General features: G+C 64.9%; 23 protein-coding genes and 2 tRNA genes. 17 read left to right on the forward strand and 8 right to left on the reverse strand.

Annotated features, from left to right (window positions below; all coding sequences use genetic code 11):
- Positions 1 to 28: 28 nt before the first annotated feature.
- Both BM282_RS12590 and BM282_RS12595 read right to left on the reverse strand, forming a co-directional pair.
- Entirely contained in the window at positions 29 to 2,008 is a 1,980-nt protein-coding gene (locus BM282_RS12590; protein WP_089881565.1) for a 3-hydroxyacyl-CoA dehydrogenase/enoyl-CoA hydratase family protein, read from the reverse strand.
- Positions 2,009 to 2,149: 141 nt separating this feature from the next.
- Complete coding sequence (locus tag BM282_RS12595; protein ID WP_089881568.1) at positions 2,150 to 2,713, reverse strand: DNA-3-methyladenine glycosylase family protein; 564 nt, start codon at positions 2,711 to 2,713, stop codon at positions 2,150 to 2,152.
- Positions 2,714 to 2,811: 98 nt separating this feature from the next.
- Here BM282_RS12595 and BM282_RS12600 point away from each other — a divergent pair, with 98 nt between their 5' ends.
- Complete coding sequence (locus BM282_RS12600; protein WP_089881571.1) at positions 2,812 to 3,414, forward strand: DNA-3-methyladenine glycosylase family protein; 603 nt, start codon at positions 2,812 to 2,814, stop codon at positions 3,412 to 3,414.
- 67 nt (positions 3,415 to 3,481) lie between these two features.
- Here BM282_RS12600 and BM282_RS12605 read toward each other — a convergent pair whose 3' ends face one another.
- Positions 3,482 to 4,837 (reverse strand): putative ATP-dependent zinc protease, encoded by a 1,356-nt coding sequence (locus tag BM282_RS12605; protein WP_089881574.1) that lies wholly within the window; start codon positions 4,835 to 4,837, stop codon positions 3,482 to 3,484.
- Positions 4,838 to 4,954: 117 nt separating this feature from the next.
- Between BM282_RS12605 and BM282_RS12610 the strand changes: the two genes are divergently transcribed.
- The 8 genes from BM282_RS12610 (at position 4,955) to BM282_RS12645 (ending at position 11,258) form a co-directional block, all read left to right on the forward strand.
- Positions 4,955 to 5,983, forward strand: coding sequence for a succinylglutamate desuccinylase/aspartoacylase family protein (locus BM282_RS12610; protein ID WP_089881577.1), 1,029 nt, complete (start codon positions 4,955 to 4,957; stop codon positions 5,981 to 5,983).
- A gap of 142 nt (positions 5,984 to 6,125) precedes the next feature.
- On the forward strand, positions 6,126 to 6,518 hold the full coding sequence (gene sdhC / locus BM282_RS12615) for a succinate dehydrogenase, cytochrome b556 subunit (protein WP_089881580.1): 393 nt from the start codon (positions 6,126 to 6,128) through the stop codon (positions 6,516 to 6,518).
- Positions 6,519 to 6,520: 2 nt separating this feature from the next.
- On the forward strand, positions 6,521 to 6,898 hold the full coding sequence (locus BM282_RS12620) for a succinate dehydrogenase (protein WP_089881582.1): 378 nt from the start codon (positions 6,521 to 6,523) through the stop codon (positions 6,896 to 6,898).
- Between the two features lies 1 nt (position 6,899).
- Positions 6,900 to 7,778 (forward strand): succinate dehydrogenase/fumarate reductase iron-sulfur subunit, encoded by an 879-nt coding sequence (locus BM282_RS12625; RefSeq protein ID WP_089881585.1) that lies wholly within the window; start codon positions 6,900 to 6,902, stop codon positions 7,776 to 7,778.
- A 55-nt stretch (positions 7,779 to 7,833) separates the two neighbouring features.
- A complete protein-coding gene (locus BM282_RS12630) occupies positions 7,834 to 9,687 on the forward strand; it encodes an FAD-binding protein (RefSeq protein ID WP_089881588.1) in 1,854 nt (617 codons plus the stop codon).
- Between the two features lie 63 nt (positions 9,688 to 9,750).
- The gene (locus BM282_RS12635) at positions 9,751 to 10,674 is read left to right on the forward strand and encodes a prenyltransferase (protein ID WP_245758362.1); all 924 of its coding nucleotides are present in this window, start codon (positions 9,751 to 9,753) and stop codon (positions 10,672 to 10,674) included.
- A 41-nt stretch (positions 10,675 to 10,715) separates the two neighbouring features.
- Positions 10,716 to 10,814, forward strand: a tRNA-OTHER gene (locus BM282_RS12640).
- A gap of 204 nt (positions 10,815 to 11,018) precedes the next feature.
- Positions 11,019 to 11,258, forward strand: a complete 240-nt coding sequence (locus BM282_RS12645; protein ID WP_089881590.1) for a helix-turn-helix domain-containing protein — start codon at positions 11,019 to 11,021, stop codon at positions 11,256 to 11,258.
- An 87-nt stretch (positions 11,259 to 11,345) separates the two neighbouring features.
- Here the strand turns inward: BM282_RS12645 and BM282_RS19070 are convergent, their stop codons facing one another.
- Positions 11,346 to 11,504, reverse strand: coding sequence for a DUF7563 family protein (locus tag BM282_RS19070; RefSeq protein WP_449271689.1), 159 nt, complete (start codon positions 11,502 to 11,504; stop codon positions 11,346 to 11,348).
- A 319-nt stretch (positions 11,505 to 11,823) separates the two neighbouring features.
- Between BM282_RS19070 and BM282_RS12650 the strand changes: the two genes are divergently transcribed.
- The 3 genes from BM282_RS12650 (at position 11,824) to BM282_RS12660 (ending at position 14,958) form a co-directional block, all read left to right on the forward strand.
- Positions 11,824 to 13,047, forward strand: a complete 1,224-nt coding sequence (locus BM282_RS12650; RefSeq protein WP_089881593.1) for a helix-turn-helix transcriptional regulator — start codon at positions 11,824 to 11,826, stop codon at positions 13,045 to 13,047.
- Between the two features lie 149 nt (positions 13,048 to 13,196).
- On the forward strand, positions 13,197 to 14,444 hold the full coding sequence (locus BM282_RS12655; protein WP_089881596.1) for a DUF7096 domain-containing protein: 1,248 nt from the start codon (positions 13,197 to 13,199) through the stop codon (positions 14,442 to 14,444).
- Positions 14,445 to 14,535: 91 nt separating this feature from the next.
- Positions 14,536 to 14,958, forward strand: a complete 423-nt coding sequence (locus tag BM282_RS12660) for a hypothetical protein (RefSeq protein WP_089881598.1) — start codon at positions 14,536 to 14,538, stop codon at positions 14,956 to 14,958.
- Positions 14,959 to 15,302: 344 nt separating this feature from the next.
- On the opposite strand, the gene BM282_RS12665 is transcribed toward BM282_RS12660, so the two are convergent.
- Positions 15,303 to 15,863, reverse strand: a complete 561-nt coding sequence (locus tag BM282_RS12665) for an AAA family ATPase (RefSeq protein ID WP_089882153.1) — start codon at positions 15,861 to 15,863, stop codon at positions 15,303 to 15,305.
- 178 nt (positions 15,864 to 16,041) lie between these two features.
- On the opposite strand from BM282_RS12665, the gene BM282_RS12670 reads away from it, so the two are divergent.
- Positions 16,042 to 16,338, forward strand: a complete 297-nt coding sequence (locus BM282_RS12670) for a phage repressor protein (protein ID WP_089881601.1) — start codon at positions 16,042 to 16,044, stop codon at positions 16,336 to 16,338.
- Between the two features lie 34 nt (positions 16,339 to 16,372).
- Here BM282_RS12670 and BM282_RS12675 read toward each other — a convergent pair whose 3' ends face one another.
- The 3 genes from BM282_RS12675 to BM282_RS12685 all read right to left on the reverse strand — a co-directional run bounded on the left by BM282_RS12675 (position 16,373) and on the right by BM282_RS12685 (position 17,511).
- Entirely contained in the window at positions 16,373 to 16,597 is a 225-nt protein-coding gene (locus tag BM282_RS12675) for a HalOD1 output domain-containing protein (protein WP_089881603.1), read from the reverse strand.
- Positions 16,598 to 16,919: 322 nt separating this feature from the next.
- A tRNA-Thr gene (locus BM282_RS12680) sits at positions 16,920 to 16,993 on the reverse strand.
- Positions 16,994 to 17,007: 14 nt separating this feature from the next.
- Positions 17,008 to 17,511, reverse strand: coding sequence for a GNAT family N-acetyltransferase (locus BM282_RS12685; protein ID WP_089881606.1), 504 nt, complete (start codon positions 17,509 to 17,511; stop codon positions 17,008 to 17,010).
- 377 nt (positions 17,512 to 17,888) lie between these two features.
- Between BM282_RS12685 and BM282_RS12690 the strand changes: the two genes are divergently transcribed.
- From BM282_RS12690 to BM282_RS12705, 4 genes are read left to right on the forward strand one after another with little or no spacing between them, the layout of a single operon-like run.
- Entirely contained in the window at positions 17,889 to 18,827 is a 939-nt protein-coding gene (locus tag BM282_RS12690) for a branched-chain amino acid ABC transporter permease (protein ID WP_175501529.1), read from the forward strand.
- Positions 18,824 to 20,197 (forward strand): branched-chain amino acid ABC transporter permease, encoded by a 1,374-nt coding sequence (locus BM282_RS12695; protein WP_089881610.1) that lies wholly within the window; start codon positions 18,824 to 18,826, stop codon positions 20,195 to 20,197. Before BM282_RS12690 ends, BM282_RS12695 begins: the two co-directional genes overlap by 4 nt.
- Positions 20,190 to 21,047, forward strand: coding sequence for an ABC transporter ATP-binding protein (locus tag BM282_RS12700; protein WP_089881613.1), 858 nt, complete (start codon positions 20,190 to 20,192; stop codon positions 21,045 to 21,047). The genes BM282_RS12695 and BM282_RS12700 overlap by 8 nt, the downstream gene beginning before the upstream one ends.
- The gene (locus BM282_RS12705) at positions 21,044 to 21,817 is read left to right on the forward strand and encodes an ABC transporter ATP-binding protein (protein ID WP_089881615.1); all 774 of its coding nucleotides are present in this window, start codon (positions 21,044 to 21,046) and stop codon (positions 21,815 to 21,817) included. Before BM282_RS12700 ends, BM282_RS12705 begins: the two co-directional genes overlap by 4 nt.
- Positions 21,818 to 21,956 lie beyond the last annotated feature (139 nt).

Raw genomic sequence — 21,956 nt, forward strand, 5'->3', positions numbered from 1 at the left:
TTACGAGACGACTTCGGGAGTGAGTCTCTTACTCGCCTTTGAAGTCGGGTTCGTGGTCACCCATGAACGCCGTCATCCCCTCCATCAGGTCGTTCGTCGTGAAGAGGAGGCCGAACGCCTCGGACTCGGCTTCCAGTCCGGCGTCGGTGTCGTCCCACCCGCGGTGCATCACGCGCTTCGTGTACCGCTGTGCGATGGGGGGTCCCTGTGCGAATCGCTTCGCGTACTCGAACGCCGCGTCCTCGAACTCGTCGTTCTCGACCAGTTCGTTCACGAAGCCGTACTCGGCCATCTCCTCGGCCTCGTAGCGGTCTGCGGTGAAGATAATCTCCTTCGCGCGACCCATGCCGACGATTCGCTGGAGGCGGACGCTGCCACCCCATCCGGGGATGAGACCGAGGTTGTGTTCCGGTTGGCCGAACTCCGAGCGTTTCGTCGCGAGACGGAGGTCCGCGCACATCGAGAGTTCCATCCCGCCGCCGAGACAGTAGCCGTCGATGGCGGCGACGACCGGTTTGTCGCACTCCTCCAGTTTGCCGAACGTGCGCTGGCCCCGCCGCGAGAGTTCGGCGACGGCCGTCGCCTCTCCGGCACTGCTGGAGAGACTCTGGATGTCCGCGCCCGCGGAGAACGCGCGGTCACCCGCGCCGCTGAGGAGGATGGCGCGCACTTCGTCGTCGTCCGCCAGTTCGTCGATGGCGTCGCCGAGTTCCTCGACGAGTTCGCCGCTGATGGTGTTCAGTCGGTGCGGGCGGTTCAAGCGGAGGTGACCGACGCGTTCTCGAACCTCCACCGAGAGCGTCTCGAACTCGTAGCGACCCGACTCGTCGTCGTCGCTCTCGCCGTGGAAGCCCTCGCCGGACTCGGCGAGTTCGCGCAGAAGGTCGACCGCTTCGTACCGTTCCGCACCGGTCTCGTCGTACAGTTCGTCCAGCGTCTCGACGAGCGTCTCCAACCCGGCGTCGTCGGCCATCTTCGCCGGACCGTCGGGGAACCCGCCGCCGAGCATCACGGCGTGGTCGATGGCGTCGGCGTCGGCCACGTCGTTCTGCACCAGTCCGGCCGCTTCGTTGGCCATCACGGCGGTCAGACGTCGGGAGACGTCGTCGCGAATCTCGTCGGAGGGGACCTGTGCGCCGTCGCCGTCTTCGTAGTCGTAGAAGCCCCGTCCGGTCTTCTTCCCGAGGTTGCCGGCCTCGACTTTCTCTTCGAGGAGGGGACACGGTTCGTAGGCGTCGCCCAGCACTTCGTGCATGTACTGGAGGACGTGGTAGCCCACGTCGATGCCCACCTGGTCCGCCAGTTCGAAGCTCCCCATCGGGATGCCGATGCCGTACTTCGTCGTGGAGTCGACTTCTTCGACGGTGGCGTCGCCCGACTCGACGATCCACGCCGCCTCGTTCATCAGCGGAACGAGGATGCGGTTCACGATGAATCCGGGGCTGTCCTTGTGGACGCGGACGGGCGTCTTACCCATCGCTTCGGCGAGGTCCGAGACGAGGTCCATCGTCTCCGCGGACGTCTCCGCGCCGGAGATGACCTCGACGAGTTGCATCCGAACGGGCGGGTTGAAAAAGTGCATCCCGCAGAACTGCTCGGGTCGGTCGGTCACGTTCGCCAGTTCCGTGATGGAGAGACTGGACGTGTTCGTCGCGAAGACGGTGTGGTCGGGGGCGGCCGCCTCTAACTCCGTGTAGACGTCCTTCTTGATGTCCATCTTCTCGGGGACGGCCTCTATCACCACGTCCGCCTCGGAGACGGAGTCCGCGAGGTCGACGTACGTCGTCACGCGGTCGAGGGCGGCGTCCGCGTCCGACTCCGATATCTGGTCTTTCTCGGCGAGTTTGCCGACCGACCACTCTATCTGGTCGTAGCCGTTCTGGACGAACTCCTCGTTGATGTCGCGGAGGTTGACGTCGTATCCCGCGAGTGCGGCGACTTCGGCGATGCCGTGGCCCATGTTTCCCGCACCGAGAACCGTGATAGTGTTGATATCCGCTAACTCCATACCGGGATTCTCGGATGCGAGGCGTTTGAACGTTTCCCTCGCTGACAGATGAAACTCGTAGTCAGTTTATTCGTGGTTTTTCGTCCCTACGACTGCGGCAGACGCGCCGACGCGGGCCGCTCGTCCGCTCGGACGCGGCCGTTAGTCCACCGCGCGCCACAGATACCGAGCCGCGACGCTTCGATAGGGGCGCCACGCCTCGGCGCGTTCGACCATCGCCGCCCTGTCGTCCTCGTCGATGCCGTAGAGCTTCGCCATCCCCTTTCTGATTCCGAGGTCTTCGACGGGGAACACGTCCTCGCGACCGAGGACGAACATGAGGTACATCTTCGCCGTCCAGTCGCCGACGCCGCGAATCTCGGTCAGCCGGGCGAGGACCTCCTCGTCGGAGTAGCCTTCCAGTCCCGTCCGCGTCAGGTCGTCTTCGAGGAAGGCCGTCGCGATGTTCCGGACGTAGGATATCTTCTGGCTCGACAGGCCGACCTCACGGAGGGCGTCCTCGTCTGCGGCCAGCACCGTCTCGGGCGTCACCTCGAAGCGGTCGAACAGACGGTCCCTGATGGCCGCCGCCGACTGCGTCGAGAGCTGTTGGTTCACGACGGAGACGACGAACCGTTCGAACTCGTCGTCCGCGGGTTCGACCGAGAGTTCGCCGTGTTCGTCGACGAGTGGACCGAGTCGCTCGTCGCTTCTGATTGGTTCCATCGGCTTTCTCTGCGTCTCCCCGACCCATAGACACGTCGTTCTCTCCTCGCGGGCCGTGAGAGTATTCCGTCGGCGGTCCTCCAGTCGAATCGAACGCCATGACCGACGACGCGACCGCGGTCCTCGGACGAGACTCCGTGATGCAGCGAGTGATAGACGAACGCGACCCGTACACCGAACCGGACTGGACGGCGTTCGAACGCCTGTGTATCGCCATCGTCTCCCAACGGGTGTCGACGGCGAGTGCGGCCGCCGTGCGCGAACGCGTCTTCGAGGTGCTGGACGGGGTGGTGACGCCCGAGTCGGTGCTGGCCGCCGACGAGGGCGCACTCCGCGAGGCGGGCCTTCCGGCGTCGAAAGTCGGCTACCTCCGGAACGTCGCCCGCGCGTTTCGGCGCGAGGACCTCACGAAGGCGGGATTGGCTGGGTACTCCGACGACGAGGTCCTCGACCGACTCACGGAGATAACGGGGGTCGGCGAGTGGACGGCCGAGACGTTCCTCATCTTCGCTCTCGGACGCGAAGACGTCCTCCCCCTCGGTGACCTCGCGGTCCGACGCGGTATCGAGCGACTGTACGGCGACGCCGACGGCGACGGTGCGGAGTTGACGCGAGCGGAGATGGAAGAGATAGCCGAGCAGTGGCGGCCGCACCGGTCGCTGGCGACGCGGTACATCTGGGCCGACTACCTGGCCGAGTGACGACCCGACGGAGGCGGAACGACGACCCGACGGAGAGGGGAGACCGAGCGCGGGGCAGTGAGCCGACTTACTCTTCGAGGTACTCGTCCGGGTCGTCGCTCTTCTTGCCGCCTTCGTCGGCGCGGCGACGGACGTCCACGCGGTAGTGCTGGAGGATGTCGCGGCCGAGGAGGATGGGGTAGTCCATGTGCGAACGGTCTTCGACGCTCGCGGTGACGGTGTGTTGGGTGCCGCCGATACCGATGACCAGGTCGACGACGGGACGGGCCTTCCCGCCCTTCAGCGACCCGGACTTCACGCGCGTCATGCTCTTGATGGGGCCCGCACCGATTTTGGCCGCCAGCGAGGTGTCGATGCTCGTCCGCGTCGCCCCCGTGTCGGACTTCGCGAGAGCCTGCGTGGACCCGCTGGTCCCGGAGACGACGATCTCCTCGATGTAGCCGATGAGGGGCATCTCGCCCTCGGGTCCGGGGTCGATGCGGGGCATGCTCGCGGGTTCGGAGTCGTCGAGCGTCGCCGCGAGGTCTCTGACTCGGTCGTCGTCGACGTGGCCGCCCGCCTGTTCGATGGCGAGTTTGGCGATGTACGGCGCGGGGGACCGATTGGTCGCCTTGTACAGTCCCTTGAACCCGGCCGTCGGGTTCACTTCGAGGACGAACCAGCCGTCTTCGCCCTCGACGAGGTCGACGCCGACGTAGTCGAGGCCGATGACCTCGGCGGCGTACAGCGCCGTCTCGCGGGCTTCGGTCGGCATCTCGTCGGTCGCGTTCAACACGTCGCCGCCGAGTGCGACGTTCGTCCGCCAGTCGCCATCGGGGGCGTACCGGTACATCGCACCGATGACCTCGCCGTCGACGATGTAGACGCGGAGGTCGCGGTGCCGCGCCTCGTCGCGTTCGATGAGGTCCTGCAGGAACGCCTGTCGGTTACCGACCTTCGGGTTCACGGGTTCGGTGAGGTCGACCTTCCAGGTGCCGCCACCGTGCGTCCCGATGGCGGACTTGTAGACGCCAACGTCGCCGAAGCGCCCGCGGCCCTGATTCAGTCGGTCGTTCGAGAGCGCGAGGAGGGCGTCCGGCACCTTGATGTTCCAGTTTGCGAGCGTCGCCGCCGTCGCGAACTTGTGGATGGCGGTGAGCACCGACGCCGGTTCGTTCAGCATCGGGCGGATACGCTCGAACGTCGTCGCCAGCCCCAGGAGTTCGGCCGGTTCCTCCGTGTTCGAGAGGAGGAGTCGGTTCGCGATGATGTCGACTTCGGGTTCGACGGAGACGTCGCCGTCCTCGATGCTGATCGCCGTGTTCTCCTGGCGGAGCCAGATACCCTCGTGCCCGAGGTCGTCGACCGCGTTCAGAATCGCCTTCGTCTCCTTGCTGTTGTGCAGGGACAACACACCTACCCGTACTGTTTCTCCGTCGCTCATACCGCTACGTATCAGACCTGCTTTCAAAGATATGCCGGTGTCTCTTCGCTGTCTGTTCGGTCCCGTCGCTCGTTCGCGGTCGGGGGAGTTTATATACCACGGTGACCGAAGGGCCGTATGCGCGACGACGGCGCCTTCACGTACAACGGCGGGAAGGTCGCCCCCGGTGAGACGCAGAACATCCGCTACGGCATCAGCGAGACGTACCTCGGCGACCCCGTCCGTATCCCCGTGACCATCATCAACGGCGAACGCGACGGCCCGACGGCGTTTCTCTCTGCGGCCGCACACGGTGACGAACTGAACGGCATCGAAGTGGTCCGCGAAGTCGCCCACGAGTGGGACCTCTCTGACCTCGCGGGAACGCTCGTCTGTATGCCCGTGCTGAACGTCCCCGGCTTCTTGGCCCAGCAACGCTACCTCCCCATCTACGACCGCGACCTGAACCGGTCGTTCCCGGGGCGCGAAGACTCCACGAGTGCGAAGCGGATGGCCGCTCGCATCTTCGACAACTTCATCGCCCCGTGCGATTTCGGCATCGACTTCCACACGTCGACGCGCGGACGGACGAACATGATTCACGTCCGCGCCAACATGGAACACAAAGGCACCGCGCGCCTCGCACAGGCGTTCGGGTCGAACGTCATCATCGCCGGGAAGGGGTCCGACGGGATGCTCCGCACGGAGGCGACGGCGGTCGGCGTCCCCACCATCACCGTCGAGATGGGCGAGGCCCACCGGTTCCAACGGGAACTCATCGACGAGGCTCTCGCGGGCGTCGAGAGCGTCTTCGCGGAGTACGGCCTCCACGACACCAGCGCGGTCAGGTGGCCCGGGTGGCGGACCATCATCAACGACGAGAACGAGAAGACGTGGATTCGAGCCGACGCCGGCGGAATCGTCGATATGCACCACGAACGTGGCTCTCTCGTCCACGAGGGCGACCGAATCTGCACCATCACCAACCCGTTCAAAGACGACAACGTGACCGTCGAAGCCCCGTTCACTGGACTGATGGTCGGCGTCTTGGAGAACCCCGTCGTCTACCCCGGCAACCCGCTCTGTCACCTCGTCGAACTCGAAGAACGCGTCCGCCGGGTCGTCGAACTCGAACAGTCCCCCGACGGCGACGTCGTCCGGGCCTGACCGCCCTCCGGCACGCTGCCGAGACGAACATCCTGTCCGCCAATCGTCAGAACTTCGCGGCACGGTCTGCCGATTCTTTCGGCGACGTTCCCGGACGTACACGTAAGTTCTATACTACTGTGCTCCCCAGACTCACGAGAGTATGAGTCAGTCTTACAATCGAGGCCTCATCGAGGACTTCGGCCGATGGCGGGAGTTCTCCGCGGGGATGTGGGCCTGGATTTTCCACAAGTTCACCGGCTGGGTGCTGGTGGGATATCTCTTCACCCACATCGCCGTCCTCTCGACGGCGCTGACGGGTGCCGCGGCGTACACCGAGACCATCCAGACCCTCGAGAGTCTGCTCGTCGTCCGTCTCCTCGAGGTCGGTCTCCTCGCCGTGGCCGTCTTCCACATCCTCAACGGCCTCCGACTGCTCCTCGTCGACCTCGGCGTGGGGCTTCACGCACAGGACAAGAGTTTCTACGCGTCGCTCGCGCTGACCGGTGCGATAGTCGTCGCCAGCGTTCCGACGTTCGTGGCGGGGGTGTTCTAACGATGGCAGAGCACTACTCCTCCTTCGAGCGCGGCGGCCGCCGATGGCTGTGGCAGCGACTGACGGCCGCGTTCCTCGTGGTCGTCCTCGCGTTCCACTTCTTCCTGCTTCACTTCGTCCACCACGCGGACGAGGTGACGTTCGCCATGTCGTCGGCGCGGATGGAGCAGTGGACCTACTACTCGCTGATGATACTGTTCCTCGTCACCGCGACGTTCCACGGTGTCAACGGCGTCTACAACGCACTGGTGAATCAGGGGCTCTCCGGCACGAAGAAGACGGCCGTGAAGTGGACGCTCGTCGCCGCGAGCGTCCTCCTCGTCGTGCAGGGAGTCCGAACCGCGAACGTCTGGGCAGGAATCAGCCTCCTCCCCTTCTAACATGAGTACGCAAGTTCCCGAACAGGTCGAAGAGGAATCGTCCGCGGACGCCGAACAGCAGTCCGCCGCACAGCAGTCGCGCATGGAGAAGAAGCGGCAGAACGCGGCCGCGCGCGAGAGTCAAGAGCAGGCCGAAGCCGAAGAGAAAGCGTCGAGCGAGGAGGACACCTACCTCCTCAAAGTGTTCCGCTACGACCCCGAAGTGGCGGGCAAGCAGGAACCCCGCTTCGACGACTTCCACGTCCCCTACCACAAGGGGATGACCGTCCTCGACGCGTTGATGTACGCGCGGGACCACTACGACTCCAGTCTGACCTTCCGGCACTCCTGCCGACAGGCTATCTGTGGCTCCGACGCGATGTTCGTCAACGGCAGACAGCGACTCTCCTGTAAGACGCAACTGTCGGACCTCGAAGAACCGGTCCGCGTCGAACCGCTCCCGCACCAGGAAGTCGTCAAGGACCTCGTGGTCGACATGGAGCACTTCTACGACCAGATGGAGGCCGTCGAACCGTACTTCCAGACGAACGACCTCCCCGAGGGCGAACAGCTCCAGTCCCGCGAGAACCGCGAGAAGATCAAGATGTCCACGCGCTGTATCTGGTGCGGCGCGTGCATGTCCTCGTGTAACATCGCCGCCGGCGACAACCAGTATCTCGGCCCCGCGGCCATCAACAAGGCGTACCGCTTCACGATGGACGAACGCGAGGGCGAGGAGATGAAACAGCACCGACTGGAGATTCTCGAACAGGAACACGGCGTCTGGCGCTGTCAGACGCAGTTCTCCTGCACGGAGGTGTGTCCGAAGGACATCCCCCTGACCGAGCACATCCAGGAACTGAAGCGCGAAGCGGTCAAGAACAACCTCAAGTTCTGGTGAACGCGGTGAAACGCTCAAGTTCAGCCAGTCCTAACCCACGATAAACACTCACACAATGTACGAACACGACGTTATCGTTGTCGGCGGGGGCGGCGCGGGTCTCCGCGCGGCCATCGCGGCACAAGAAGAAGGAGCCGACGTGGCTATCGTCTCGAAGCTCCACCCCGTCCGCAGTCACACGGGTGCGGCAGAGGGCGGTATCAACGCCGCCCTCCGCGACGGCGACTCCTGGGAGAAACACGCGTACGACACGATGAAGGGGTCGGACTACCTCGGCGACGCCCCTGCCATCGAGACGCTCTGTCAGGACAGCCCCGACGAAGTCGTCCAACTCGAACACTGGGGGCTGGCGTTCTCCCGCGACGAAGACGGGCGGATGAGCCAACGCCCGTTCGGCGGGATGTCGTTCCCGCGGACGACGTACGCGGGTGCGGAGACGGGTCACCAGCTCCTGCACACGATGTACGAACAGTTGGTCAAACGCGGGATTCAGGTGTACGACGAGTGGTACGTCTCCCGACTCGCGGTCTCCGACGAGGAAGACCCCGCAGACCGGACCTGCCACGGCGTCGTCGCATACGACATCCAGAGCGGCGAACTGTCGGCGTTCCGCGCCCGCAAGGGAGTCGTTCTCGCGACGGGCGGCCCCGGTCAGGTGTTCGACCACACCACGAACGCCGTCTCCAACACCGGCGACGGCGTCGCGATGGCCTACCGCGCCGGCGTCCCGATGGAGGACATGGAGTTCATCCAGTTCCACCCGACGAGTCTGCCCAGCACGGGCGTGCTCATCTCCGAAGGGGTGCGCGGCGAGGGCGGTATCCTCTACAACTCCGAGGGCGAGCGGTTCATGTTCGAGTACGGCTACGCGAGCAACGACGGCGAACTCGCCTCGCGAGACGTGGTGTCGCGCGCCGAACTGAGCGAGGTGAACGCGGGTCGCGGTATCGAGGACGAGTACGTCCATCTCGACATGCGCCACCTCGGCGAGGAGCGCATCCTCGACCGACTGGAGAACATCCTCCACCTCGCGAAGGACTTCGAGGGCGTCAACGGGTTAGAAGAGCCGATGCCGGTCAAGCCCGGCCAGCACTACGCGATGGGCGGAATCGAGACCGACGAGAACGGCGAGACCTGCATCTCAGGACTCTACGCCGCCGGGGAGTGCGCCTGCGCCTCCGTCCACGGGTCGAACCGCCTCGGCGGCAACGCCCTGCCCGAACTCATCGTCTTCGGCAAGCGCGCCGGCCACCACGCCGCGGGGCGTGACCTCGGGAAAGCGAAGATTCAGACCGGCAAGCGCGGCGAGTGGGAAGTCGGCGAAGTCGACACCCCCGTCGAACCCGGCGACGTCTCCGCCTCCGGCGAGGACGTCGTCGCCGACGGCGGGGCCGCGGCGTCGTCCTCGGGCGGGTCGCTCTCGCCCGAAGAGTACGTCGACCGCGCCCTCGACGCCGAGCGCGCGCGCGTGGAGTCGCTCCTGAACAAAGAGGAGGGCGTCCAGCACGCCGAGATTCGCGCCGAGGTGCAGAAGTCGATGACGCGGAACGTGAACGTGTTCCGCGAGGAAGAAGGGCTGAAACAGGCGCTCCGTGACCTGCGCGAGGCGCGCGAGAAGTACGAGGACGTGTACGTCGCCGACAAGTCGCGCACGTTCAACACCGACCTGATGCAGACCATCGAGACGCGGAACATCTTGGACCTCGCGGAGGCCATCACGCTCGGCGCGTTGGCCCGCGACGAGTTCCGCGGTGCCCACTGGCGCAAAGAGAACCAGGAGCGTCGCGACGACGTGTGGCTCAAGCACACGATGCTGTCGTGGAACGACGGCCGTCCCGAACTCTGGTACCGCCCGGTCATCCTCGAAGGCGAGGAGAAGACGTACGAACCGAAGGTCCGCAGTTACTGACTCGGCCCGACGACTGACTCACCCGACGCGACGTTTTTCTCCGCGCTCTCCGATGGTCCGGTAGTGACACGTCCGAATCCGCGTCGACTCGCCGTCGCGCGCGCCCTGTTCGACATGAGTCGTCCCGAACAGGTGCTGTTGATGGCCGTCGTCTACTCTTTCGGCGGCGCGGTAGCGGTGAACCTCGCCCCCGGCGAACCGCCCTCGCCGACGGCGTTCGCGCTCTCGTTTCTCGCGTTCGTCCCGACGGCGCTCGCGATTCACTACGCCAACGAGTACGCGGACTACGAGACCGACGTACAGGCCGACCGGACGCCGTTCTCGGGCGGGAGCGGTGCGCTCTCGCGGACGGGTCTCTCGCCGGAACTCGCGCGTCGGGCGATGGTCGTCTCCGGGGGCGTCGGCGTCGTCGCCGCGGTCGCCGCTCTCCTCTCCGGCGTTCTGTCTCTGCCCGCGTTCGTCCTCCTCGTCGTCGTCGGCGTCGTCGGCGTCCAGTACTCGATTCCGCCGCTTCGACTCGTCTGGCGTGGGTACGGCGAGGTGACGAACGCCGTCCTCGGCGGACTCCTCCTGCCGGCGTACGGCTACGCCGTCGTGAGCGAGACGGTCCCCACGACGGCGGCCGCGACGTTCCTGCCGTTCGCGGTGCTCGTCTTCTCGAACCTCCTCGCGACGCACTGGCCCGACAGAGCGCCCGACGGGACGGTGGGGAAACGGACGCTCTCGGTTCGGTGGTCGTCCCGACGACTCCGGCGGACGTACTGGCTCTCCCTTCTCGTCGGCTACGGGTCGCACGTTCTCCTCGGCGTCTCCGGCCTCGTCCCCTGGGTCGTCGTCTTCGCCGGCCTCCCTGCACTGCCGTTCTCGGTGTGGGGCGGAGTCCGGTACACGCGGGTCCGGTCGCCGCTTCCCGCCGTCGCCGCGATGGTGGTGTTCGTCTCGGCGCAGACGCTCGTCTGGGTGTGGCTTCCGTTCGCTCGGACCTGACTCCCAACGCCTATTTAATCGCTGGCACCGTACTGACGAACGGAAGGGTGGCTCAGTGGTAGAGCAATAAATTTCCGGCAGCGACCCTCTGCGGTCGCCCGGGTTTACGGCTTCGCGTGGTTCGACTCCCGCCCCTTCCACTCTCCGTTCTCGCGTCGAGACCGATTCTCGTCAGCAGTCGAAAATAGTCGTCGACGACCGGCGCGGTTCGCGGACGAACGTTCCTGACGGTTCGGCGGTTCGGTCGTTTCGAGCGCCCTCTCGGACGATTCCGGTTTCGCCGGGTTCGACAATCGTCGTGGAGTGATTTTATTATCGTCGAAGCCGACGACCCGGTAACAACTATGCAAGGAACCGTCCAATCGCGACCGACGACAGGAACAAGCGCCGTCTCCGTGCCCGCGGAACTCGACTCGCCGCGTGCGAAACTCGTCTATCTCTACCTCTCGGTCGAGGGTGAGTCGTCCGTGACCGAACTGCAAGAGGGGTTGGAGATGAAGAAGATCTCCCTGTACAGCATCCTGGGAACGCTTCGCAAGCGGGGACTGGTCCACCAGGACGCCGAGCGGTACCGGATCGCCTGAGAGGAACTGTTGCGACGACGTGCCGATAGTCGTCGAACCGGCGTCGGTGGACACCGGCCAGAGACGGCAACAGTTCCGATATCGGGGTCAGGTGTTCCGCGGTGAACGTGCTTTTCTCACCTGTGCGCCGTCGCGAACCATATCCTCACAGTTCGGACAGACGCGTGGGTGGTCCATGCCGTCCGGGGCGAACACCCGGGCGTACGCCGTCGTGACGAAGGAACCACAGTTCTGACATTCGGGCATGGCATCTAAGTGACGAGAGCTTTTTGTCATAAACTTTCCGTCGGCTCCCGTCAGAGGACACTCAGTATCAACCCCAGCGCGAGGAGTACGAAAATGAGCACCGATACGACCAGGAAGAAGGTATCAGACCCGTCCATGAGAAGACACGTACGCAGAGGGGTCGCTTAAAAGTGTCCGATACAGCGATTGTGCCCTCCGGCGAACGCCGACCGGTGGCTCTCCGCTCCCCCCGGAAGACGCCCCCTAACATGACACTCGGCTAATAATATCCGACGACACTCGGAAGTTGTTTGTCGGAGGACGCCATGGGTGTGGCCGAATGAGTCGTCCCGCCGTCCGCACTCTCTGCGTCGTGGTGCTGGTCCTCTTCGCCGTGCTGAGCGGTGCGGTGACGCCCGGTGCGGCCCAGTCGACGCAGACCATCGCTGGAACGCAACTGTCGCCCGACGACGTTTCGCTTCGCGTCGACGTGCACGAGAACGGGTCCGCCGTGTGGGAGGTAGAGTACCGGGTCCTCCTCGACGACGAGAACGCCACCGCGGCGTTCGAGTCGGTCCGCGCGGACGTCGAAGCGAACGAGTCGCAGTACGCGAGCGCGTTCCGAGACCGGATGGCGTCGACGGCCGCGACGGCCGAGAACTCGACCGGACGCGAGATGAGCGTCCGAAACGTGACCGTCTCCGCGTCTCGCCAGCAACTCCCGCAGGAGTACGGTGTGTTGACCTACCGCTTCGTCTGGGTCGACTTCGCCGTCGTCGAGGGCGACACCATCCGCGCGGGCGACGCACTCGAAGGACTGTTTCTCGACGAGGGCACGTCGCTTCTCGTGACGTGGCCCGAGGAGTACGTCCTCTCTGAGTCGACACCCACCCCGGACGACGAACGCTCGCAGACGGTCGTCTGGAACGGACCGTTCGACTTCGGGCCGGGGGAACCGTCCCTCACGCTCTCGCGGCGCGACGCCGGGACGACCGGTGCGGCACAGACCGACGAAGGGATGGGAGAGACGGCCCGCGACGGGTCGTCCGGAGATTCGAGCCCCTTCCTCATCGGTGCCGGTCTGTTCGTCGGCGCCGTCGCCGTCGCCGGGGGATGGCTGTTCTACCGCCGACGCGGCGACGTCTCCGGAGCACGCGCGACTCGGCCGGACGACGGACGCGGCGGGACCGAAGCGGGTTCCGACACCGCGGCGGTGACTGCGGGAGGCGGCGCGTCGGGAGCGGTCGAATCCGCCGCGGGCGCCGGAGACTCCTCGTCGCCCGAGGACGCGCGAGCGGACGACGCCGACGCCGACGGAACCGACGACGTCCCTCCGTGGGAGGACGAACTCCTCAGCAACGAAGAACGCGTGCTCGCCCTCATCGAACACGAGGGCGGGCGACTGAAGCAACAGGAAGTCGCACAGACGCTCGACTGGACCGACGCGAAGACGAGTCAGGTCGTCCGTCGGATGCGCGACGACGACGAACTCGACGCCTTCCGCCTCGGCCGAGAGAACGTCCTCGTCCTCCCCGACGAGGACATCGAACCGGACAGGGACTGATAAGAATGTTTCGACCGTTCACGATATCAGACCGGAGCCGAGAGGGAGAATCGACAGACAGCGCGGACCGTGAAACGTCGTTGATTCGGTCAGACTCGGCGCGAGCGTCTACAGTTTATAGGTGGGTGGGGCGAGAGGGTGCAGGTAAGATGAGACAGGTCGTTGCGCTCTCGATGGTCGTCCTCCTCGTGACGTCACTGTCGGCCGGAGTCGCGACTGCGGACACGGCGGAACCGCCCGAAGTGGCCCTCGGAGGCGACACCGTCGCCGCACAGGACGCGAGCGAGGCGTCGACCGACGAAACGGCGGACGAAGACCCGACGGAGACGTCGACACCGACGAACGACTCGTCGGACGACGCCGACGCGTCGGCGTCGTCCGAGAGCGGACTCTCGCCCGGTGCGCAACTCGCCGGCGCACTCGCCGTCCAACAGGCCGAGATAGACGGCGAACTGGAGACGCGGTCGTTCCAAGCGCAGGTCGCCACCGCGAACAGTAACGAGTCGAGAGCGCGCGTCGTCTCTCGGCAGGTCGCTCAGACGAACGAACGCCTCTCGGAACTGCGAACGCGACTGGACGAACTGGAAGCGGCCAGACGGAACGGGAGCATCTCGCAGGGGCGATACCGTGCGCAGGCGGCCCGCCTGACCGCGGAGATTCGCTCGCTCGAACGACTCCTCGACCGTACCAGCGAGACCGCAGCGGAGTTGCCTCCGGACCTCCGTCGGGCCAACGACATCAGTGAAGACCGGTTCGACCGCCTCCGGACGGACGTGAAGAACCTCTCCGGACCGGACGTCGCCGCGGCCGCACGCGAGATAGGGACGAACGTCGGGAACGGATTCGGCCCCGCTGCGAACGCCCGGTCGGGCGACCGTGGACCGCCGGATAGAAACGGTTCGGACGCCCCCGGGAACTCCGCGAACGCCCCCGGGCGTGACGGCGGAAACGCGACGGGTGGCGTCGACGAAACGGGTCGTCCGGGCGAGACCGCCGCGAATCGGACTGTCGGCAACCGAACTGCTTCTAACGGAACCGCCGCGAACGGAACCGCCGCAAACGGGACTGCTTCTAACGGAACCGTCGCGAACGGAACCGGAAACGAGGGCCGAGGAGCGGGTTCGGACGCTCCCGGCAACTCCGGCGACGCCCCCGGCCGAGACGAGAACGCGTCCGACCGCGGTGAAAACGACGGCTCCGGCGCAAGTGAGTCGGACGAACGCGCGAGCGACGAGCGAAACACCACCGCGGCGGCGACGACCGTCGACGAGACGGCGGTGATTCCCAACGAGACGGCGGACGCCAACGAGTCGAACCGAACGGACGGAACCGACGACACCGGGAATCTGAGTCGAGGTCTGTCGGGATTCTCGGCGTTCGCTGCCGTCTTCGCGTGAATCTGCGGGAGACGCTCTCGGCGGTCCATACTCAGTTCTGATAGTCGGAGAGGTAGAACTATACTCGCAGAGAGTCTCCGCGCGAACGAGCATGGAGTACGTGTACCCGGTGAGTGGACTGTTCCTCGGCGCGTTTCTCGTCGCCGTGAGCGTGTTCACCGCCTTCGTCTACACCCCGTACACGTCCTCTACGGTCGACTCTCTCGTTACCGCCTTCACCGGCGTCACCCTGCAACTCGGCGACTTCGTCGCCGTCTCGTCGGCGACGGCCATCCTGTTCGACGTGCTCGCGACACACCTCGGTCTGACTTACCCGCTTATCGTGCCGTTCCTGTTCGGGTACGTCGTCACCCACGTCACCGTCTACTACTCGTGTCTCCGCATCACCGACGTCCAGAGCGAACCGCTGGACCCGGACGTCGACATCCGACAGAACCCGCTGAAACTCGTCGCCCTCTCCATCCCGGGTGCGCTCATCCTCCTCGCGCCGCGGGACCGGGACTCGACGCGCTGACGTTCGTTGCTCTTCTTTTCGGGCGAATACCGACGAGCGGAGTATCGCTAAAACGATCGTTTGAGTATACGCCGTGGTTATGTCACCGGGTTACGTAGCAGAAAACGCGCCGCCGACGGTTCCACGGCAGACGACCGTGGCCGTCCGTGTCGGCCGCCGCCGGTGTCGTTCCCCCTGACGCTTCGCTCCCCCTCCAACAGACCCGACGGCCCTCCGAACGGCCCCCTCCATCCTCCCCCCCTCGTCGGGTTTTCGCGCCATCCCCCACTCGTTCGTCCCGCTTCCCCGAGCGTCGCTCGTACGCGCCGGAGCGAACGAACTCCGGAGTCTCTCGCAGTGGCGTCTCAGAACAGGTCGGCGATTCGTCGCCTCGTCGCTTCGAGGTCCGCGGAGTTGTCGACCACCGCGTGGTCGCGTTCGACCGACTCGAACCGGTCGCGAAATCGGAGGTAGATATCGAAGTCGGCGTCGCTCTCGTCGTCTTCGCGGGCGCGGATACGCTCTCGAACGACGCTCTCGTCGCACCGGACGCGAACGATGCGGAACGACGAGGCGGCCGCCTCGGCGACGTCTTCCGCGCGCGCTCTGTCCTCTCGCTTCCGGAACGTCGCGTCGAGGACGGCGTCGGTGCCGTCCCGAACGGCGGCGCGTCCGCGTGCGAACAGTTCGTCGTAGACGGCGCGCCGTTCGGCCGACGTGTACTCCGGGTCGGCGAACAGTTCCTTCCGGACGACGTCCGTCCGGACCAAGCGCGCGTCGAGTCGGTCGGCCACTCGCTCGGACACCGCTGTCTTACCGACGCCGGGGAGGCCGCAGACGGCGACCAGTTCGCCCGCATCCGTCGCGGCCTCTCTCCCGTTCGCCGCCCCGTCGTCCGCGTACTCCGTGGTTCCTCCGCCGTCCATGTACCAGGCGTGTCGTCGTCGCACCGGTATTTCAACGTGTGGAAAACGCGGCCGAATCGGCCCGCCGGTCGCTCTCGAAATTAATTTCACGTAACCAAATCGTCGAAAAGATACTTCCCCCTGGAGCAATACCCAACTAGACGAGTGATTCAAAGTGGAACTTCGTCCGACTGATTTCATGATTCTCGACCGGTTGCGCGAGGGCCGGAACGTCGGTGCGAACCTCGCGATCGAACTCGACCGCAATCGCGGCTACATCAACAACCAGCTGTCGAAACTCGCGACGCTGGAACTGGTCCGCCGCGTCGGCCCGAGCGAGAACGGCGGGCTGTACGAACTCACCGACCGAGGTGACGCCGCGGTCACCTACCGAGAGATGTACAAAGACGAGTCAGTCGATTTCGCGGCGCTGCTCAACAGCGAGTTGAACACGTCCGAGAGTCCTGAGACGAACGCGGAAGCTGCAGAAGAGTAGGAAGTGAACTCTCTCCTCTCGCGACCGGCGCTCTTCAGTTAATCTCGAACTCGCCCGTGTGGTTGAGAGTTACCTCGTAGCCCGCGTAGTGGAATCGAACCGACCCCTCGTGAAAGGGTGCGTTAGGGTGCCCGAACAGTTTGTCTAGTGACTCTGTATCGACGCAGTCCTCCAACGGCGGAAGCTCGAACGGTTCGACACCTTCCAGTCGTGAGATTTCGGTCACGAGTTGGATACTGAGGGGTGCCTGGGGTGCCATCGCTCGTTCACAGTTGGCACCGCCAGGGTAAAAGAAATGCCCGATTGTGTAACTGGTCGTGCGCTGTCAGTTTTTCTCGGAAGGCAGGCCTCGGACGAACCGCCCGTCTCGAACAGGAGAGCCAGGGGCGGAATGTCGAACCACGGTCGCTCACTTCGTTCGCTCCCTGATTCGAATCCCTCGTACGTACTTCGTCCTCACTGACGTTCGGACAGAAGAGCCAGGGGCGGAATGTCGAACCGTGCCGAGACTCGCTACGCTCGCCTCGTCGGGTTTCGAATCCCTCGTACGTACTTCGTCCTCACTGACGTTCGGACAGAAGAGCCAGGGGCGGGATTCGAACCCGCGAAGTCTCGATTACAAGTCGAGTGCATGAACCGCCCATGCTCCCCTGGCGCGACTTCGAGTAGTCAGTCCTCCTTTGAGTGTGTATCGCTTTCGACCGCTTTCTCGAACTCCACTCGGTGGACGGCGTAGCCGTGGCGGGCGTAGAACCGTCGCGCGTGTTCGTTCTGTGCCATCGCTTCGAGTGTGATTCGCGTCGCGCCCGCGCGCGAGAGCGCCGCCTCTGCAGTTTCGAGCAGCCTCGACCCGACACCGACCCCCCGGAACGCCGGTTCGACGTACAGATTTCTGACGACGCCGCGCGTCTCGTCCTGAGCGAAGTCGCCGTGTTCCAGTCCGTACATGACGAAGCCGACGACGCCCTCGTCCGTCCGCGCGACCCGAACGCCGTCGGTGATGACGTGCCGAGCCATCGCCTCGCGGATTCGGTCGCGGTTCTCCTCGGCCCGGAGGTGAGACCGATACGACCGCTGGTCGGCCGCGAGTGCAACCCAGAGGTCGGCGAGGACGTCGACCTCGTCCGTATCGACGCGGCAGATACGAACCGAACGCTCGTCGGCGTCGTCCATTGTCGTCTCTTCGGCGTCGGACGCGAAAGAACTACTCCCCCGACTCGTGGCGGGGCCGACACCTCTCACAGGTCCGTCTCGATGTCTGTCGGTGGGCAACAGTGCCCACATGTGTCTATTCCGTTCAATATCCACGTTGAGACTTTCCGACTGATGAAGAAAGACTTATCATCGTTTCACGTCCGCAAATACCGTGAGGATAGTTATCAATGGGTATCGCTGAGACTTATTCACGCGGTCGCCGATTCGCAGTCGACAGACCGGGAGCGATTCTACTCGTCCTCGTGGCGGTTCTCCTGTTCGGAGACCTCCTCGTTGGACTCGCTACCGGGCGGACTGCGTTCAGTGAGGTCGGGTCGCTACTGTGGGACGGCCTGATGCGTGGATTGGTAATCGGTTTGGCAGGTATCGGACTCTCGATGACGTACAGTATCCTGAACTTCGCGAACTTCGCGCACGGCGACTACATCACCGCCGGAGCGTTCTCCGGGTGGGCGACGACGTACCTCTTCGCCGGACTCGGACGCGCCGACATCGGGTCGCTGTTGCTCGTCGGCGCCGGTGGGTCGGTGTTCGGCGGGGCACTCGGCATCGGCATCACGGGGACGCCGTTCGCGGTCATCGCCGGTCTCGTCGTCGCCGGCGTGTTCGCCATCGCGCTCTCGTTGGCGGTCGACCGCGTCATCTTCCGCCCGATTCGCGACCAGGACGGAATCACCCTTCTCATCACCAGTATCGGTGTCGCGTTCGCACTCCGGTACATGATGCAGTTCGTGTTCGGGTCCGACGTCCGCGGGACGACGGCCCAACCGCCGTCGCTCTCGCTGTACTTCGTCGACGGCGCGATTCGCATCAACATGCACGACCTGACGCTCGTGGTCGTCGCTGGCGGACTGATGCTCGGCGTTCACCTTCTGCTTCAACGGACGAAACTCGGGAAGGCGATGCGCGCGATGGCCGACAACGAGGACCTCGCACGCGTGACCGGCATCCCGACGGAGCGAGTCGTTCGTTCGGTGTGGATCATCGGCGGTGGCCTCACCGGCGTCGCCGGCTACATGTTCGTCCTCTGGAAGGGGACGCTCGGGTTCAACGACGGATGGCTCCTGCTGCTTCTCATCTTCGCGGCGGTCATCCTCGGCGGTATCGGCTCCATCTACGGCGCAATCGCCGGCGGCCTCGTCATCGGATTGACGGCGTCGCTGTCGGTGCTCTGGATCCCCTCGGCGTTCGCCCGCGCGGCGGCGTTCGTCGTGATGATCCTCATCCTGCTCGTGAAACCGTCCGGCCTGTTCAGTGGGAGGGCGACCGCATGAGCGTCAGAGAAGACCTCGCCGACCGGATGCCGGGCGGCGACGCGGGACTCATCGTCGCCGTCCTGTTGGTGACGTACGCCGCGTACGTCCTCGTCGGCGTCGGACTCGGCTACTCGCTCCGCGGGCAACTCAACACCATCGCGGTGTTGACGTTCTACATCGGTGTCTTCGCCATGCTGGCGCTCGCGTTGAACCTCCACTGGGGCTACACGGGGCTGTTCAACATCGGTATCGTCGGCTTCATGGCCGTCGGCGTGTACGTGATGGCGCTGTTCACGAAGCCCATCTACACGCCCGGCGGCGCGGCGCAGGTGGGAGGTCTCGGCCTCCCGCTCATCGTCGGTATCGTCGCCGGGATGGCCGCGGCGGCGCTTCTCGGACTCGTCGTCGCCCTCCCGGCGCTCAGACTCCGGGCGGACTACCTCGCCATCGTCACCATCGCGATGTCCGAAATCGTCCGTTTCAGCTTCCTGTCGAGCGACCTCCAGCAGTTCCAGATGTTCGGGAACCGCGTCGGGTTCGGCGGCGGGTCGGGGCTCATCCTCGACTTCACCGACCCCCTGCAGGCACTGTTCCAGTCGGTCGGCCTCTGGGGCGCCTACCTCGGGTTCGTAGACGCCTTCAAAGCAATCGTCCCGACCAACCCGAAACCGGTCGTCGACGGCCTCGTCTACGGCCTGTTCTTGCTCCTGTTCGTTGCGGCGTACTACTGGCTGCTGAAGCGGACCGGCGAGTCGCCGTTCGGTCGCGTCCTCAAAGCGATTCGCGAGGACGAGGACGTCGCGAACTCGCTCGGCAAGGACACGAACCAGTTCAAGATCAAGTCGTTCATGCTCGGGTGCGCGCTGATGGGGCTGGCGGGCATCTTCTGGCTCATGACGCAGGGCGCGGTGACGCCGAACTTCTTCCGTCCGCGGGTGACGTTCTTCGTCTGGATCGCGCTCATCATCGGCGGCGCGGGGTCGAACACCGGGAGCGTCCTCGGCGGGGCCGTCTTCGCGGCGGTGCTCTACCAGGGACCGCGGTACTTCAAGAACCTCGTCGACACGGTGCTTCCCGCGGCGGACGCACCCAGTAGCTTCGGTCCGGCCATCGCACCGCTCATCTCGAATCTCAACCCGGCACCGATGTTCTTCTACACCGTCGACAGCATCCGACAACTGCAACTCGTCGTCATGGGTCTCGTGCTCATCTGGTTGATGCACAACCGACCCGAAGGGATGCTCGGACACAGAAAGGAGACGGCTGCGGGAATCCCGCTGACGGCGGCGCACGCGCGCGCCGCCGCGACGGACGGCGGGACGGCGAAGAACGCGGCGAACGACGCGGCGGACGACGCCGCGACGGCGGGAGGTGACTCCGATGAGTGAGACAGATTCGAATCCAGAGACGGAGACGGAGGCGTTCGGATCGGCACCGATAGACACCTCGTCCGGTCCCGACACCACGGCGGAGTTCCCGCTTCAAGTCGACGGGCTACGCAAGTCGTTCGGCGGTATCACCGCCGTCGACGGCGCGACGTTCCAAGTCGAGAGCGGGACGCTCACCGGACTCATCGGCCCGAACGGGGCCGGGAAGTCGACGACGTTCAACCTCATCACCGGGATGCTCAAACCCGACACGGGGACGGTGACGTTCAACGACGAGGACATCACCGGGATGGAACCGCACGAGATAGCCAACAAAGGCCTCGTGCGGACGTTCCAAATCGCCCGCGAACTCGAAGACATGACCGTCCTGGAGAACATGATGCTCGCTCCGAAACACCAGCGAGGGGAGAAACTCTGGCGGTCGGTGCTCCCCGGCGTCCGGGGCGAGGTCATCGAACAGGAAGAGGAGTTGCTCGAACGCGTCTGGGAGGTGTTGGAGTTCTTCGAGATAGACCACATCGCCGAAGAGTACGCGGGCAACCTCTCGGGCGGTCAAAGAAAACTGTTGGAGATGGCTCGGGCGCTTCTCACCGACCCGGACATGCTCCTCTTGGACGAACCGTTCGCGGGGGTCAACCCCTCGCTGGAGAAGCGCTTGCTCACGCACATCCACGAACTGCGAGAACAGGGCTACACCTTCCTCCTCGTCGAACACGACATGGACCTCATCATGGAGAACTGCGAACACGTCATCGTCCTCCACCAGGGGCGCGTCCTCACCGAGGGCACCCCAGCGGACATCAAGTCGAACGAAGAGGTCATCGAAGCCTACCTCGGAGGCAACGTATGAGCTCAGACGCCACGGACGCGAACGACGTGACCGCCGCGACGGACTCCACGCCCGACGTGGCCGGCGACGAACTCCTCCGCGTCCGCAACCTCGACGCGGGGTACGGCGACTTACAGATTCTCACCGACGTGGACATGGACGTCCACGACGGCGAGTACGTCACCATCGTCGGCCCGAACGGCGCGGGCAAGTCCACGCTGATGAAGTCCGTCTTCGGCCTCACCGCGCACATGGGCGGGACGGTCACGTTCGAAGGCGAAGACATCACGGGACTCCGCCCCGAAGAGATAATCCACGAGGGTATCGGCTACGTCCCGCAGAACGACAACGTGTTCGCGACGCTCACCGTCCAGGAGAACCTGGAGATGGGCGCGTACATCTTAGACGACGTTCCGCAGGACGCCCTCGACATGGTGTTCGACCGATTCCCCATCCTGCGAGAGCGGAGAGACCAGAAGGCGGGAACGATGTCCGGCGGGCAACAGCAGATGCTCGCGATGGGTCGCGCGTTGATGCTCGACCCCTCGTTGCTCCTCTTGGACGAACCGTCGGCGGGACTGGCCCCCGACTTAGTCGAGGAGATGTTCGACAAGATAGACGAGATAAACGACGCGGGGACGGCCATCCTCATGGTCGAACAGAACGCCAAGGAGGCGCTTCGGCGCTGTGACCGCGGCTACGTCCTCGCGAACGGCGAGAACCGCTACGTCGACTCCGGCGACAAACTCCTGAACGACGAACAGGTCCGACGGGACTTCCTCGGCGGATAGTCGCCGCTCGTCACGCTTTTTTTGGTTTCGTCGCAGACGTACTGCGTCGTAGCGACGAGCGGTAGCGTCCGCATTTCGTGGTCGGTCTCCGACCCGGTTCATGACCGAGCGTCGTCGTCGCCATCGACCAGACGGCCAC

It is taken from the genome of Halogeometricum limi, from assembly GCF_900115785.1.
Classification (GTDB): domain Archaea; phylum Halobacteriota; class Halobacteria; order Halobacteriales; family Haloferacaceae; genus Halogeometricum; species Halogeometricum limi.

Bases quoted from the DNA above. Each gene is read 5' to 3' on its own strand.
- BM282_RS12590 (WP_089881565.1), bottom strand. From the start codon at position 2,008: ATGGAGTTAGCGGATATCAACACTATCACGGTTCTCGGTGCGGGAAAC.
- BM282_RS12595 (WP_089881568.1), bottom strand. From the start codon at position 2,713: ATGGAACCAATCAGAAGCGACGAGCGACTCGGTCCACTCGTCGACGAA.
- BM282_RS12600 (WP_089881571.1), top strand. From the start codon at position 2,812: ATGACCGACGACGCGACCGCGGTCCTCGGACGAGACTCCGTGATGCAG.
- BM282_RS12605 (WP_089881574.1), bottom strand. From the start codon at position 4,837: ATGAGCGACGGAGAAACAGTACGGGTAGGTGTGTTGTCCCTGCACAAC.
- BM282_RS12610 (WP_089881577.1), top strand. From the start codon at position 4,955: ATGCGCGACGACGGCGCCTTCACGTACAACGGCGGGAAGGTCGCCCCC.
- sdhC (WP_089881580.1), top strand. From the start codon at position 6,126: ATGAGTCAGTCTTACAATCGAGGCCTCATCGAGGACTTCGGCCGATGG.
- BM282_RS12620 (WP_089881582.1), top strand. From the start codon at position 6,521: ATGGCAGAGCACTACTCCTCCTTCGAGCGCGGCGGCCGCCGATGGCTG.
- BM282_RS12625 (WP_089881585.1), top strand. From the start codon at position 6,900: ATGAGTACGCAAGTTCCCGAACAGGTCGAAGAGGAATCGTCCGCGGAC.
- BM282_RS12630 (WP_089881588.1), top strand. From the start codon at position 7,834: ATGTACGAACACGACGTTATCGTTGTCGGCGGGGGCGGCGCGGGTCTC.
- BM282_RS12645 (WP_089881590.1), top strand. From the start codon at position 11,019: ATGCAAGGAACCGTCCAATCGCGACCGACGACAGGAACAAGCGCCGTC.
- BM282_RS19070 (WP_449271689.1), bottom strand. From the start codon at position 11,504: ATGCCCGAATGTCAGAACTGTGGTTCCTTCGTCACGACGGCGTACGCC.
- BM282_RS12650 (WP_089881593.1), top strand. From the start codon at position 11,824: ATGAGTCGTCCCGCCGTCCGCACTCTCTGCGTCGTGGTGCTGGTCCTC.
- BM282_RS12655 (WP_089881596.1), top strand. From the start codon at position 13,197: ATGAGACAGGTCGTTGCGCTCTCGATGGTCGTCCTCCTCGTGACGTCA.
- BM282_RS12660 (WP_089881598.1), top strand. From the start codon at position 14,536: ATGGAGTACGTGTACCCGGTGAGTGGACTGTTCCTCGGCGCGTTTCTC.
- BM282_RS12665 (WP_089882153.1), bottom strand. From the start codon at position 15,863: ATGGACGGCGGAGGAACCACGGAGTACGCGGACGACGGGGCGGCGAAC.
- BM282_RS12670 (WP_089881601.1), top strand. From the start codon at position 16,042: ATGATTCTCGACCGGTTGCGCGAGGGCCGGAACGTCGGTGCGAACCTC.
- BM282_RS12675 (WP_089881603.1), bottom strand. From the start codon at position 16,597: ATGGCACCCCAGGCACCCCTCAGTATCCAACTCGTGACCGAAATCTCA.
- BM282_RS12685 (WP_089881606.1), bottom strand. From the start codon at position 17,511: ATGGACGACGCCGACGAGCGTTCGGTTCGTATCTGCCGCGTCGATACG.
- BM282_RS12690 (WP_175501529.1), top strand. From the start codon at position 17,889: ATGCGTGGATTGGTAATCGGTTTGGCAGGTATCGGACTCTCGATGACG.
- BM282_RS12695 (WP_089881610.1), top strand. From the start codon at position 18,824: ATGAGCGTCAGAGAAGACCTCGCCGACCGGATGCCGGGCGGCGACGCG.
- BM282_RS12700 (WP_089881613.1), top strand. From the start codon at position 20,190: ATGAGTGAGACAGATTCGAATCCAGAGACGGAGACGGAGGCGTTCGGA.
- BM282_RS12705 (WP_089881615.1), top strand. From the start codon at position 21,044: ATGAGCTCAGACGCCACGGACGCGAACGACGTGACCGCCGCGACGGAC.